Consider the following 13,531-nt stretch of genomic DNA (forward strand, 5'->3'; position numbering starts at 1 on the left):
TCGGGATGACCGACGTGCAGGACCCGGTGCCGGACTCCATCCCCGACGCCATCGAAGCCGCAGCGTCAGAGGTGCGCGAACTCACCCGGCGCATCCTCGAACTGCGCGACGCCTACTACGAGCACGACTCTTCGCCGGTGACCGACGCCGAGTACGACGCGATGGTGCGACGACTCGACGAGCTCGAGACCCTGCATCCCGAGCTGCGCAGTCAGGACAGCCCGACGCAGACCGTCGGCGGTCGCGCCGAGACGACGCTCTTCGCGCCGGTCGAGCACGCCGAGCGCATGCTGAGCCTCGACAACGTCTTCAGCGAAGAGGAGCTGCGGGCGTGGGCGGCGAAGGTCGAGCGGGACTCCGGCGACACGCGCGTCGCGTACCTGACCGAGCTCAAGATCGACGGGCTCGCCATCAACCTGCGCTACGAGCGCGGCGTCCTCGTCTCCGCCGCCACCCGCGGCGACGGCGTCGTCGGCGAGGACGTCACCCAGAACGTGCTCACGATGGGGTCCATCCCCGAACGGCTCCGCGGAGAAGACCATCCCGATCTCGTCGAGATCCGCGGCGAGATCTTCTTCCCCGTCGAGCTCTTCGACGAGCTGAATGCACGGCAGGCCGAGGCGGGCGAGCGAGTGTTCGCCAACCCGCGCAACGCTGCGAGCGGGTCGCTCCGCCAGAAGGAGGAGGGCAAGTCGCCCGCGAAGCTCGAGCTGATGCGCGACCGGCTGCAACGCCTTCGGATGCTCGTGCACGGCATCGGAGCCTGGCCGGTCCGCGAGATCGAGGACGAGACCCCCATCAGCTCGCAATCGGGCGTGTACTCGCTGCTCGCCGAGTGGGGGCTGCCCATCTCGACCCATTTCCGGGTCTTCGAGGACATCGACGGGGTCATCGGCTACATCGAGCGCTACGGCAAGGCCCGCGCGGGCGTCGAACACCAGATCGACGGCGTCGTCGTCAAGGTCGACGACCTGCAGCTGCACGTCGAACTCGGCGCCACCTCCCGCGCGCCGCGCTGGGCGATCGCGTTCAAGTACCCGCCCGAAGAGGTGCACACGAAGCTCGAAGACATCGTCGTCTCGGTCGGGCGCACCGGCCGCGCCACCCCGTTCGCCGTCATGACGCCGGCCCTCGTCGCCGGCTCGACCGTGCGCCAGGCCACCCTGCACAACCAGCAGGTCGTCAAGCAGAAGGGCGTGCTGATCGGCGACACCGTCGTGCTCCGCAAAGCCGGCGACGTGATCCCCGAAGTCCTCGGACCCGTCGTCGAGCTGCGCGACGGCAGCGAGCGCGAGTTCGTGATGCCCGAGCGCTGCCCCGAATGCGGCACCCCGCTGCGTCCGGCGAAAGAGGGCGACGTCGACCTGCGCTGCCCCAACGCGCGGTCGTGCCCCGCGCAGGTGCGGGGACGCGTCGAGCACGTCGGCTCTCGCGGCGCACTCGACATCGAGGCGCTCGGCGAGGTCGGTGCGGCCGCGCTCACGCAGCCGGTCGTGCCGGCCGAGCCGCCGCTCGTCACCGAGGCGGGCCTGTTCGAACTCACCCTCGCCGACCTCTTCCCCATCGAGGTGCTCGTCCGCGACGCCGAGACCGGCATGCTCATCGAGGAGAACGGCGAGCCCAAGCGCTTGGCGCCCTACCGTCGTCGACGCGCGAAGAAGGACGGAGAGTTCGACGCCGACGCCGAGCAGTTCGCGGGCGACGCCGCGTCCGTGCCGTCGAAGCGTGCGATCGATCTGGTCGCGAACCTCGAGAAGGCCAAGACCCAGCAGCTCTGGCGCATGCTCGTCGCCCTGTCGATCCGGCACGTCGGCCCGGTGGCGGCGCGGGCGCTTGCCGACTACTTCGGCTCCATCAACGCGATGCGTGCCGCAAGCCGCGACGAGCTCGCCGCCGTCGAGGGCGTCGGCCCGATCATCGCCGACGCGCTGCTCGACTGGTTCGAGGTCGACTGGCACCGGGAGATCCTCGACCGGTGGGCCGCCGCCGGAGTGCAGCTCGGCACCCCGGGCCATCCCGGACCCGGCGCCGCTGCGGTGGAAGGCGGCGTGCTCTCCGGGCTCACCGTCGTCCCCACCGGTAGCCTCGACGGATTCAGCCGCGAGGGCGCCGTCGAGGCGATCATCGCGGCGGGCGGCAAGGCGGGGGGAAGCGTGAGCAAGAAGACCGACTTCGTCGCCGCCGGGCCCGGAGCCGGCTCGAAGCTGGCGAAGGCCGAGCAGCTCGGAGTCCGAGTGATCGACGCCGCCCAATTCGCCGTACTTCTGCAGGAGGGCCCCGATGGACTCGAACCGACCGACTGACGGCGCCGACGCGGCTGCCGACGCGGCTGCCGACGCGGGCAGTGGTGCGGGTGCCGGAGCGAACTCGGGGGAGCAGCACGGCCAGCGGTCGTCGAGCAGGCGCAACTTCCTGAAGTTCGCCGGGTTCGGCGCCGCGGGCGTCGCCGCCAGCGCGGCGGCCGCCTTCGGAATCTCGGCGCTCGGCCGACCCGCCGGCGAGGCGCCCGCCCCGGTCCCGACGCCGACGGGAAGTCTCCCTCCGCGCGCCGACGGCCCCGGCTTCGATCACCTCGTCGTCGTCATGTACGAGAACCGGTCGTTCGACAACATCCTCGGCTACCTGTACGCCGACGGCGGCCTGCCCGCCGGGCAGAGCTTCGACGGGCTCACCAGCGAGCACTCCAACACCACGGCCAAAGGGCACACCGTCGCCGTGCACCGCTACACCGGCAACACCGACGTCATCATGTCGAGTCCCCGCCCCGACCCGGGCGAAGAGTTCCCGCATGTCAACACGCAGCTGTTCGGCACCGTGTCGCCGGAAGACAACCGGCACAAGAAGGTGCTGCACATGACGGCGCCGTTCAACGCGCCGAGCGACGCATCGTCGCCCTCCATGACGGGCTTCCTGCAGGACTACATCAACAACTACGTCGCCGACCACCAGGGCGAAGAGCCGACCGAAGACGAGTACTCGGTCGTCATGGGCGCGTTCGACCCGCAGATGCTGCCCGTGTTCTCCACCCTCGCGAAGAACTTCGCGGTCTACGACAGCTGGCATTGCGCGGTCCCGTCGCAGACGTTCGGCAACCGCTCGTTCTTCCACGCCTCCACCTCGCACGGCTACGTCACCAACAGCGGCGACGGCGGCTACAAGAAGTGGTTCGACGAGAAGAACGCGGCCGCGACCGTGTTCAACCGGCTCTCCGACGCCGGCATCGATTGGGCCGTCTACTACGACGAGAAGCAGATCGTCTCGATGACGGGATTCATCCACGCTCCCGCCATCGAGCAGTACTTCACCACCAACTTCCGCACCATGTCGCAGTTCTACGATGACGTCGCGAAGGGCGCCCTGCCGGCCTACTCCTTCGTCGAGCCGCGCATGGTCTACGACCACAACGACATGCACCCGCCGGTGGGTCCGCTGACCGAGACCGATGTCGACGGCACGATCGTCTCGGGCGGCGCGGTCTCCGACGTGCGCGCCGGCGAGGCGCTGCTGCACCAGATCTACTCGGCGGTCCGCGCGAGCGGCAGCACCTCGGGCTCCAACGCCATGAACACCATGCTGCTCGTGACCTTCGATGAGCACGGCGGCATCTACGACCACGTTCCGCCGCCCGCCGCGACGCCCCCTGGCGACGGCGCACCCGGCGAGATGGGCTTCACCTTCGATCGGCTCGGAGTCCGGGTTCCGGCGATCGCCATCTCGGCGTACACGGCGAAGAACAGCGTGATCCACGACCCGATGCACCACGGCTCGGTCATCAGCACCCTGACGACGAAGTACGGTCTTCCGCCGCTGACGGCTCGCGATAGCGGCGCCCCCACCATCGACAACGCTACGAACCTCACGACGCCACGCGATCCGAGCAGCTGGCCGCAGACCAGTCCCCAGTACGTGCCGGCGAATCCCGAGAGCGGGCTGCCCTTCGATGCCGCGAGCGAAGAACGACCGCTCAGCCCTCCCGGAGTCGGTCTGGTCGGCATGCTGATCGCGAAGTACGGCAAGCCGGGCGACGTGGTTCCGACCACCTATCAGCAGGCGTACGAGCTGCTCACCAAGCGTGGACAGGACATCTTCGGCTCGTCCTGAGCGTCGCCTCGAAGGCTCGGCACTTCCTCAGAATTCGGGGGACTATTCGCGGGGGTCGAGCTGTCCCTACTATGGGGGACAAGCCCGCACTCCGAGGACGGCCACCGGTCGCCCTTCTTCGGGCTGCCCCGTCGGAACCGTGGGGCGGAACCGGATGAAGAGGAGGCGCCTGTGGCATCGGCCATCGCAGCCCTCCTCCTCGCCCTCGCTCTGCCGCTCGGCGCGGCGACGACCGCGCCGCACCCGCCGCTCATCGCCGCGGCCGCCGACGCCACCGCTGACGCGGACGGACTCGGCGATCTGGTGACCCCGCCGCCCGCCGCCCCCGAGACCGAGACGTGGTGGAACAGCCTGAGCTCCGCGAGGCAGGCCGAGCTCATCGAGGACGACCCGGTGCTCGTCGGCAACCTCGACGGCGTGCCGTTCGACGTCCGCGACGAGGTCAACCGGGCGGTGCTCGCCGAGCGGATCAGCGACATCGGCTCCGCGCTCACGAACGGGATGGGCAAGGCGGCGGCCGTGCAGTCGGCGCAGACCCTTCGGATGCTCAACGAGATCGACGAGTCGCTCGACCGCGAGGACGGCACCCCGAAACGGCGTCTGATCGTGCTCGATACCGAGTTCCCGGGTAAGGCCGCCGTCGCGCTCGGAGATCTCGAGCAGGCCGACTTCATCAGCGTGCTCGTTCCCGGGGCGCTGCTGTCCGTGCGCGAACACATGTCCGAGTGGACGAAGGTCACCGCCGACCTCTACGCCGAGCAGGAGGCGTGGCAGAGCACGTTCGACGACGAGCGCACCGTCGCCACCGTCTCGTGGATCGGCTACCAGACCCCCGATGTGACGAACGCCATCGGCCTCGACCTCGCCGAGGCGGGCGCCACCGCTCTGTCGTCGTTCGTGAACGGCATCAAGTCGCTGCGTCCGGGAGCGGAGCCGTACATCTCGGTCTTCGCCCACTCCTATGGAGCGACCGCCACCACCTACGCGCTCAGCCGTGGATGGATGTCGATCGACGCGCTCGCGATGATGGGATCCCCGGGCGGCGACGTGAGCGACGTGTCGGGGCTCGCGGTGCCGGACGACCGGGTGTGGGTGGGCGAGGCGCCGTGGGACCCCTTCGTCAACTCCGCTTTCTTCGGCATCGACCCGAGTGCTCCGTCGTTCGGTGCGAAGCGGATGAGCGTCTCGGGCGCCGCCGACCCGGTCACCGGGGCGGCACTGTCGGCGTCCGTCGGTCACGACTGGTACCTCGAGCCCGGAACCGAGTCGTTGCGCAACCTCTCGCTGATCGGCATCGACCGCGGCGACTTCGTCACCGAGGGCACCTCCGACGACCAGCTGAAGACCCTCGCCCTGCTCGCGGAGTGAGCAGGGCGCCCTCCGATCGCGCATCGAAAGCGGCCGTCGCCGCGCGCCTAGACTTGAGCGGTGTCTGAATTCTCTCGTGAGCAGGTCGAACACCTCGCGGGTCTCGCGCGCATCGCGCTGACGCCCGACGAGATCGCCCATCTCTCCACCGAGCTCGCCTCGATCGTCGACAACGTCCGCAAGGTGAGCGAGGTCGCGACGGCCGACGTCCCCGCGACAAGTCACCCGATCCCGTTGCAGAACGTGCTGCGACCCGACGTGGTCGGCGAGATCCTCACCAATGAGCAGGCGCTCTCGGGCGCACCCGACGCCGCCGACGGGCGTTTCCGCGTCTCGGCGATCCTGGGGGAGGAGCAGTAGATGACGAACGACATCACGTCCCTCACCGCGGCGCAGCTCGCCGCGAAGCTCACCGCCGGCGAACTGTCGTCGGTCGAGGCCACGAAGGCGCATCTCGACCGTATCGACGCCGTCGACGGCGAACTGCACGCCTACCTCCACGTCGCCGGCGAGGCCGCGCTGAAGCGCGCCAGCGAGGTCGACCAGCTGCGCGCCGACGGCCACGACGTCGGCCCCCTCGGCGGTGTGCCGGTCGCGATCAAGGACGTGCTCTGCACCCTCGACATGCCGTCGACCGCCGCGTCGAAGATCCTCGAAGGCTGGATCCCGCCGTACGACGCCACCGTCGTCGCGCGGCTGCGCTCGGCGAACCTCATCCCACTCGGCAAGACCAACATGGACGAGTTCGCCATGGGGTCCTCGACCGAGTACTCGGCATACGGTCCGACCCGCAACCCGTGGGACCACTCCCGCATCCCCGGCGGTTCGGGCGGCGGCTCCGCCGCGGCCGTCGCCGCGTTCGAGGCGCCGTTCGCGCTCGGCAGCGACACCGGCGGATCGATCCGTCAGCCCGCCGCCGTCACCGGCACGGTCGGCGTCAAGCCGACCTACGGCGGCGTCTCGCGCTACGGCGCGATCGCGCTCGCCTCGTCGCTCGACCAGGTCGGCCCCGTCAGCCGCACCGTGCTCGACGCGGCGCTGCTGCACGACATCATAGGCGGCCACGACCCGCACGACTCCACCTCGCTCGACCAGCTCTGGCCCTCGTTCGCCGACGCGGCCCGCGCCGGCGCCGAGAACCTGGCGCTGTCGGGCCTGCGCATCGGCGTCGTCAAGGAGCTCGGCGGCGACGGCTTCCAGGCGGGCGTCACCCAGCGCTTCACCGAGGCGCTCACCCTGCTGGAGCAGGCGGGCGCCGAGATCGTCGAGGTCAGCGCCCCCAACTTCGAGTACGCGATCGCCGCGTACTACCTGATCCTCCCCGCCGAGGCCTCCAGCAACCTCGCCAAGTTCGACTCGGTGCGCTTCGGCCTGCGGGTGAACCCCGAGGGCGGCGGCACCGTCGAGCAGGTCATGGCGGCCAGCCGAGAAGCGGGCTTCGGTCCCGAGGTGAAGCGCCGCATCATCCTCGGCACCTACGCGCTGTCGGCCGGCTACTACGACGCCTACTACGGCAGCGCCCAGAAGGTGCGCACCCTCATCCAGCGCGACTTCGACGCCGCGTTCGAGAAGGTCGACCTGCTGGTCTCACCGTCGGCCCCGACGACCGCGTTCCGGTTCGGGGAGAAGATCGACGATCCGCTCGCGATGTACCTCAACGACATCACGACGATCCCCGCCAATCTCGCGGGCATCCCGGGCATGGGCCTGCCGATCGGGCTCGCCCCCGAGGACGGCCTGCCCGTCGGGCTGCAGGTGATGGCTCCTGCCCGTGAGGACGCGCGCCTCTACCGGTTCGGCGCGACCCTCGAAGCGATCCTGAACGACACCTGGACGCGACCGCTCCTCGACCTGCTGCCCGCGCAGGGCGCGGCGCACGCCCCGCTCGGGCGCATCCCCGACCACGCTTCGCCGGCTCCCGGTTTCGGGACCGAGCCCGAGGGAGGAACTCTCTGATGGCCACCGACGAGTTGCTCGACTTCGACCTCGCCCTCGAGAAGTACGAGCCGGTGCTCGGCTTCGAGGTGCACGTCGAGCTCGGAACCGCGACGAAGATGTTCTCCCCGGCGCCGAACCCCGCTGCGGCGGGGTCGTCGGGAGCGTCCGCGGCACCCAACACCATGGTCGCCACCGTCGACCTCGGCCTCCCCGGATCGCTTCCGGTCGTGAATGAGCAGGCGGTCCGCTACTCCATCTCGCTGGGCCTCGCGCTCGGCTGCACCATCGCGCCGTCGAGCCGGTTCGCCCGCAAGAACTACTTCTACCCCGACCTCGCGAAGAACTACCAGATCTCGCAGTACGACGAGCCCATCGCCTTCGAGGGGCAGGTCGAGGTCGAGCTCGACGACGGCACCGTGGTGACCGTGCCGATCGAGCGCGCGCACATGGAGGAGGACGCCGGCAAGCTCACCCACATGGGCGGCTCGACCGGACGCATCCAGGGCGCCGAGTACTCGCTCGTCGACTACAACCGTGCCGGAGTGCCGCTCGTCGAGATCGTGACGAAGCCGATCTTCGGAGCGGAGAAGCGCGCGCCCGAGCTCGCGCGGGCCTACGTCGCGACGATCCGCGACATCGTCCGCTCGCTCGGCGTCTCGGAGGCGCGCATGGAGCGCGGCAACCTGCGCTGCGACGCGAACGTCTCGCTGCGCCCCCGCGGACAGGAGAAGCTCGGCACCCGCACCGAGACCAAGAACGTCAACTCGATGCGCAGCGTCGAACGCGCGGTCCGGTACGAGATCCAGCGCCAGGCGGCCATCCTCGAGAAGGGCGGCTCGATCCTGCAGGAGACCCGCCACTGGCACGAGGACACCGGCACGACGAGTCCCGGGCGCCCGAAGTCGGACGCCGACGACTACCGGTACTTCCCCGAGCCCGACCTGCTGCCGGTCGTGCCGTCGAAGGAGCTGATCGCCGAGCTGCGCGCCGCGCTGCCCGAGTCGCCCGCGGTCTTCCGTCGCCGCTTGAAGAGCGAGTACGGCTTCACCGATTCAGAATTCCAGGACATCATCAACGCGAACGTCCTGGTCGAGCTCGAGCAGACGGTCGCCGCCGGGGCCGCGCCCGCGCAGGCCCGCAAGTGGTGGCTCGGCGAGATCCTCCGCGTCGCGAACGCGCGCGGCGTCGAGGCGGGCACCCTGGTGACCCCGCTGCACGTCAGCGAACTCATCGCGCTAGTCGAGACCGGAGAACTGACCGACCGGCTGGCTCGTCAGGTGCTCGAAGGCGTCATCGCCGGCGAGGGCTCACCCGACGAGGTGGTGAAGGCTCGCGGCCTCGCCGTCGTGTCCGACGACACCGCGCTGATCGCCGCGATCGACGAGGCCCTCGCCGCCCAGCCCGACGTGCTCGGCAAGATCCGCGACGGTAAGGTCCAGGCCGCCGGCGCTGTGATCGGCGCCGTCATGAAGGCGATGAAGGGTCAGGCCGACGCGGCGCGCGTGCGCGAGCTCGTCATCGAGCGGGCGGCGGCTCAGCCGGAGGCCTGAGGCCGGTTGTCGATGAGCTCCTTCTGCGCCTCCTGCCACTCGGCGGAGGCGTAGTCGGGCAGCTGCTGCAACGCCCACGTGTTGCCGTCGGGGTCGGCGAAGTAGAGGAAGCGTCCCCACTGCTGCTCGTCGATGTCGCCGATGTCGAGGCCGCGCCCGCGCAGCTCGCGCTGCGCCTCTTCGATGTCGGCGACGACCATCTGCACTCCGAGCTGGGTGCCGGGCGCCATCTCCGAGACACCCCGGCCGAGGACGATCGAGCAGGCGGAACCCGGCGGGGTGAGCTGCACGAAACGCAGATCGTCGTTCACGGTGCTGTCGTGGTCGAGCACGAAGCCCGCCTTGTTGACGTAGAAGTCCCGAGCGCGGTCGACATCGGTGACCGGGATGGAGACGAGTTCGATCTTGTAATCCATGATGGTGTCCCTTCGTTGAGCGGACGGTATCCACTGAAGAGGACGGATCCTGTCCGCTTCGACATCCCCTCCGTTGTCGGAGGTTGCCGGGCACAATGGACTGACGTCGCACGGGTCGCGCGATGCGAGGGAAGGGGCGCCGGTGCTCGAATCGAGACTTCCCAGCGCCCTGCAGCCCTTCACGATCGCTCAGTATCGGCGCCTGGTGCTCGGGCTGACCCTGTCGCTCCTCGGTGCCGGCGTGTGGGTCGTCGCGCTCGTGTGGCAGGTCATCGCGCTCGGCGGCGGCCCGGTCGACCTGTCGATCGTCGCGACCGCGAGCGCGGTCGGCATGGTCGTCACGGTGCTCTTCGGTGGCGCCCTCGCCGACCGGATCCCGCAGAAGTACATCCTCGTCGCCGTCGAAGCCGTCAAGGCGACAGCGATCGGCACCGCGGCGGGGCTCTCGCTCTCGGGCACTCTCGAGGTGTGGCACCTCGCCGTGGTCGCGTTCGTGTACGGCGTCACCGAAGGGTTCTTCTACCCGGCCTACTCGGCGTGGCTCCCGAGCCTGCTCCCCGCCGAGCAGCTGCTCGCCGCGAACGGCGTCGAGGGCGTGCTGCGGCCGACGATCATGCAGGCGGGCGGGCCGGCTCTCGCCGGTGCCCTGCTCGCCTTCGCCCCGCCGGGCGTCGCCCTCTGCGTGATCGCGGGCTCGCAGGTGCTCGCCGCCGTGGTGCTCGCGTCGATGGCGACGACGCCGGTGCGGCGGGAGAAGTCCGAGACCGCGATGCATCCGTTGCGGGCGACCTTCCTCGACATCGGCGAGGGCTTCCGTTACATGGTGAAGACGTCCTGGCTGTTCGCCACCTTGATCTTCGCCTGTCTCATGATCCTCGTCGTGATGGGGCCGATCGAGGTGCTGCTGCCCTTCGCCGTCCGCGACCAGACCGGCGGCGGGGCCGGCGCCTTCGCGCTGGTGCTCGCCTGCTTCGGCATCGGTGGTGCGATCGGCTCCATCGTGGTGGCGTCTCTTCCGCTGCCGCGGCGCTACCTCACCCTGATGAACCTGCTGTGGGGAGCGGGCTGCATCCCTCTCGTCGTGATCGGCTACACCGATCAGCTCTGGCTGATGGCCGTCGCCGTATTCATCACCGGATTCACCTTCCAGGCCGCGTCGGTGATCTGGGGCACGCTGCTGCAGCGTCGGGTGCCGGCCGCGATGCTCGGCCGCGTGTCGAGCCTCGACTTCTTCGTCTCCATCGCCTTGATGCCGGTGTCGATGGCGCTCGCCGGGCCCGTCGGCGAGGCGATCGGGGTGCCCGTCACCTTCGTCGTCGCCGCGCTGGTGCCGACCGTGCTGGCCGTCGCGACCATTCTCATCGCACGGCTGCCGCAGGACGAGATCCGCAACCCGCTCGATCGGGCGCCATCGAAGGCGACATCCATGACAGACACGGGGACGGACGCAGGGGAGCCGCCGCCACCCGGAGGTGCGCAGTCCTGACGCGTCAGAGGCCCCGGTCGACCATGTCGAGCAGGCGGCGCTCCGCGTCGTCGATCATCTCGGCGGTGAGTCCGCGCAACGGGCCGTCAATGACGAGCATCGCGAGGCCGTGCACGGCCGACCAGGCGAGGAACTCGCCGTTGCGGCGCCGCTCGGGGGAGACGACACCGGCCTCCTCCAATTCGTCGAGTGCGCGGGCCACGAGCTGGAACGGGGTGCGCCCCGCCGCGCCGGCCTTGTCGGGCGAGAAGGCCTCGCGCAGGTCGTGCGGCACCGAGAACGCGGCGCGGAAGAGCCCGGGTTCCTCACGGGCGAAGCCGATGTATCCGGTGCCGACGGCCCGGAGGTGCGCTCGCGCGGCGAGCGCCGGGTCGGCGTCGTCGACGAGGGCCCAGTCGGCCTCGATGCGATCGGCGGCGAGCCCCTGCGCCGAGGCGGAGACGGCGTCGAGCAGGGCGGCGCGGTCCGCGAAGTGACGGTAGGCGGCGTTCGGCGACACTCCTACCCGACGGGTCGCCTCGCGGAGGACCACGGCATCGGGGCCGCCTTCCCGAGCGAGCGCGATCCCTTCGGTGAGCAGGGCCTGCCGGAGATCGCCGTGGCGATAGGTGCTTCGTGGAGCTGCTTCACTCACGAGACGAGACCCCTTCGGCGCGTGCGCGAGGTGCGCAGAGCGCGTAGCCTGCTGTTGACAGTGTAAACATCATGCGATCGGTGACTGATCACAGACGGGAGATCTTTTCATGCTTTCCGCAGCTTCCACGTTCAGCAGCTTCTCTTCCAACAAGATCGACGAGTCGATGGCCTTCTACCGCGACGTGCTGGGGCTCGAGGTCGAGCCGCAGATGGGCGGCTTCGGGCTCCGACTCCCCGGCGGCGGAGCAGCCTTCGTCTACCCGAAGGACGACCACCAGGCGGCCACCTTCACCGTGCTCAACTTCGAGGTCGACGACATCGACGAAGCGGTCGACTCGCTCAATGCGCAGGGAGTGAAGACGAAGATCTACGACGGCGGCGACGGTGCGCCGCCGACCGACGAGAAGGGGATCGTCCGCGGCGGTCCCGACACCGGCCCCGACATCGCCTGGTTCCTGGACCCGGCGGGCAACGTGCTCTCGGTCGTCGACACCGGAGCGCGGCGACCGGACGCCGGCTGAGCGGATCCTGACCGTTCGGAGAACGTCCGGGTGGGGAATGCCAGACTCGGAGGCGTGAGCGGAACGGACGCGGTCATCGTCGGGGCCGGGCCCAACGGCTTGGCCGCCGCGGTGACCCTCGCTCGCGCCGGGCTCGGTGTGACGGTCTTCGAGCGCGGTCCCGTCATCGGCGGCGGGGCGCGCACCGCCGAGACGACGCTGCCGGGCTTCCTGCACGACGTCTGTTCCGCCGTGCATCCGATGGCGTTCGCGTCGCCGTTCTTCCAGCAGTTCGGCCTGAGCGAGCGAATCCCGTTCGTCGTGCCCGAGCTCTCCTACGCTCAGCCGCTCGACGGGGGCAGGGCCGGTCTCGCCTATCGCGACATCGATGCGACGGCCGAGGCGCTCGGACGCGACGGGGCAGCGTGGCGGAGCATCTTCGCCCCGCTCGTCGCGCGTCAGCAGGCGCTCGCCGAGGTGACCGGCAGCGCGCTGGTGCGCGCGGTCGAGCATCCGATCGTCACCGCGCTGTTCGGACTGCGCGCCCTCGAGCAGGGCAGCCCCGCCTGGAACCTCCGGTGGCGGGAGGACATCGCTCCGGCCCTGCTGTCGGGCGTCATGACCCACGCGGTGCAACCGATGCCGACTCTCGGCTCGGCGGCCACCGGGCTCGCGCTCGCGACCTACGCGCACGGCGAGGGATGGCCGATCCCGATCGGCGGCAGCCGCAGCATCGTCGACGCGCTCGCCGCCGACCTCCTCGCCCACGGCGGCCGCATCGAGACGAGCACCGAGGTGACGGCCATCGACGAACTGCCGCGGCACCGGGTGGCCCTCTTCGACACCAGCGCCCGCGGCATGGTCCGCATCGCGCGACGCCGGTTCCCGACGCGGTACGCCGACCGCATCCGTCGTGTCCGCTTCGGCAACGCGGCCGCCAAGGTCGACTTCGCCCTATCCGATCCGGTGCCGTGGCGTCGGCCCGAGCTCGCCGGGGCCGGCACCTTCCACATCGGCGGCACCCGTGCCGAACTCGCACGTAGCGAGCGCGACGTCGCGAGGGGACGCCACCCCGTCGACCCCTACGTGCTCGCCTCGCAACCGACCGCCTTCGATCCGACGCGTGCTCCCGAGGGCCGGCACGTGCTCTGGGCCTACACCCACGTGCCCGCCGGATCGACCGCAGACCCCACCGAGGCGATCATCCGCCAGGTCGAACGTTTCGCGCCCGGGTTCCGCGACACGATCCTCGCCTCGACGAGCAGTAGCGCGGCGGACATCGAGGTGTACAACCCCAACTACGTCGACGGCGACATCGCCTCGGGGGCGGGTGACTTCGGTCAGTTGCTCGCGCGTCCCGTGGTGTCGTGGACGCCGTGGAGGACGCCGGCGAAAGGCGTGTACCTCGCATCGGCCTCGGCCTCACCCGGGCCGGGCGTGCACGGGATGGCCGGCTGGCACGCGGCCCTGACCGCACTGCGGGACGAGTTCGGGATGACCACAGCGCCGTCGCTGGCGCCGGAGAGGAGCTGATCC

The 13,531-nt window shown here is 70.1% G+C and carries 11 protein-coding genes; 9 read left to right on the plus strand and 2 right to left on the minus strand.

The features are described 5' to 3' along the window. The first annotated feature begins 5 nt into the window (after positions 1-5). The 6 genes from ligA to gatB all read left to right on the plus strand — a co-directional run bounded on the left by ligA (position 6) and on the right by gatB (position 8,957). Entirely contained in the window at positions 6-2,303 is a 2,298-nt protein-coding gene (ligA, locus tag NGH83_RS03615) for an NAD-dependent DNA ligase LigA (protein ID WP_251857705.1), read from the plus strand. Beyond that, complete coding sequence (locus NGH83_RS03620) at positions 2,281-4,101, plus strand: alkaline phosphatase family protein (protein WP_251857706.1); 1,821 nt, start codon at positions 2,281-2,283, stop codon at positions 4,099-4,101. Before ligA ends, NGH83_RS03620 begins: the two co-directional genes overlap by 23 nt. Before the next feature lie 171 nt (positions 4,102-4,272). After that, positions 4,273-5,469, plus strand: a complete 1,197-nt coding sequence (locus tag NGH83_RS03625) for an alpha/beta hydrolase (RefSeq protein ID WP_251857707.1) — start codon at positions 4,273-4,275, stop codon at positions 5,467-5,469. 60 nt (positions 5,470-5,529) lie between these two features. Continuing rightward, a complete protein-coding gene (gene gatC, locus NGH83_RS03630) occupies positions 5,530-5,829 on the plus strand; it encodes an Asp-tRNA(Asn)/Glu-tRNA(Gln) amidotransferase subunit GatC (protein ID WP_251857708.1) in 300 nt (99 codons plus the stop codon). Next, positions 5,830-7,425 carry an Asp-tRNA(Asn)/Glu-tRNA(Gln) amidotransferase subunit GatA gene (gene gatA, locus NGH83_RS03635; RefSeq protein WP_251857709.1) on the plus strand — a complete coding sequence of 532 codons (1,596 nt, stop codon included), beginning with the start codon at positions 5,830-5,832 and terminating at the stop codon, positions 7,423-7,425. It abuts the gene before it with no gap. Further along, positions 7,425-8,957 carry an Asp-tRNA(Asn)/Glu-tRNA(Gln) amidotransferase subunit GatB gene (gene gatB / locus NGH83_RS03640; RefSeq protein ID WP_251857710.1) on the plus strand — a complete coding sequence of 511 codons (1,533 nt, stop codon included), beginning with the start codon at positions 7,425-7,427 and terminating at the stop codon, positions 8,955-8,957. The genes gatA and gatB overlap by 1 nt, the downstream gene beginning before the upstream one ends. Here gatB and NGH83_RS03645 read toward each other — a convergent pair. Next, positions 8,942-9,373: a glyoxalase superfamily protein gene (locus NGH83_RS03645; protein WP_251857711.1), complete on the minus strand. Its 432-nt coding sequence runs from the start codon at positions 9,371-9,373 to the stop codon at positions 8,942-8,944. The genes gatB and NGH83_RS03645 overlap by 16 nt on opposite strands. 142 nt (positions 9,374-9,515) lie before the next feature. Here NGH83_RS03645 and NGH83_RS03650 point away from each other — a divergent pair, with 142 nt between their 5' ends. Then, the gene (locus tag NGH83_RS03650) at positions 9,516-10,859 is read left to right on the plus strand and encodes an MFS transporter (RefSeq protein WP_251857712.1); all 1,344 of its coding nucleotides are present in this window, start codon (positions 9,516-9,518) and stop codon (positions 10,857-10,859) included. Between the two features lie 4 nt (positions 10,860-10,863). Here NGH83_RS03650 and NGH83_RS03655 read toward each other — a convergent pair whose 3' ends face one another. Continuing rightward, positions 10,864-11,493 (minus strand): TetR/AcrR family transcriptional regulator, encoded by a 630-nt coding sequence (locus NGH83_RS03655; protein ID WP_251857713.1) that lies wholly within the window; start codon positions 11,491-11,493, stop codon positions 10,864-10,866. A 109-nt stretch (positions 11,494-11,602) separates the two neighbouring features. Between NGH83_RS03655 and NGH83_RS03660 the strand changes: the two genes are divergently transcribed. Together NGH83_RS03660 and NGH83_RS03665 are read left to right on the plus strand one after the other, a co-directional pair. Next, on the plus strand, positions 11,603-12,016 hold the full coding sequence (locus NGH83_RS03660) for a VOC family protein (RefSeq protein ID WP_251857714.1): 414 nt from the start codon (positions 11,603-11,605) through the stop codon (positions 12,014-12,016). A 54-nt stretch (positions 12,017-12,070) separates the two neighbouring features. After that, entirely contained in the window at positions 12,071-13,528 is a 1,458-nt protein-coding gene (locus tag NGH83_RS03665; protein WP_251857715.1) for an NAD(P)/FAD-dependent oxidoreductase, read from the plus strand. Positions 13,529-13,531 lie beyond the last annotated feature (3 nt).

This window comes from Herbiconiux sp. L3-i23 (genome assembly GCF_023734115.1).
In the GTDB taxonomy this organism is placed as follows: domain Bacteria; phylum Actinomycetota; class Actinomycetes; order Actinomycetales; family Microbacteriaceae; genus Naasia.

Bases quoted from the DNA above. Each gene is read 5' to 3' on its own strand.
- ligA (WP_251857705.1), top strand. From the start codon at position 6: ATGACCGACGTGCAGGACCCGGTGCCGGACTCCATCCCCGACGCCATC.
- NGH83_RS03620 (WP_251857706.1), top strand. From the start codon at position 2,281: ATGGACTCGAACCGACCGACTGACGGCGCCGACGCGGCTGCCGACGCG.
- gatA (WP_251857709.1), top strand. From the start codon at position 5,830: ATGACGAACGACATCACGTCCCTCACCGCGGCGCAGCTCGCCGCGAAG.
- gatB (WP_251857710.1), top strand. From the start codon at position 7,425: ATGGCCACCGACGAGTTGCTCGACTTCGACCTCGCCCTCGAGAAGTAC.
- NGH83_RS03645 (WP_251857711.1), bottom strand. From the start codon at position 9,373: ATGGATTACAAGATCGAACTCGTCTCCATCCCGGTCACCGATGTCGAC.
- NGH83_RS03660 (WP_251857714.1), top strand. From the start codon at position 11,603: ATGCTTTCCGCAGCTTCCACGTTCAGCAGCTTCTCTTCCAACAAGATC.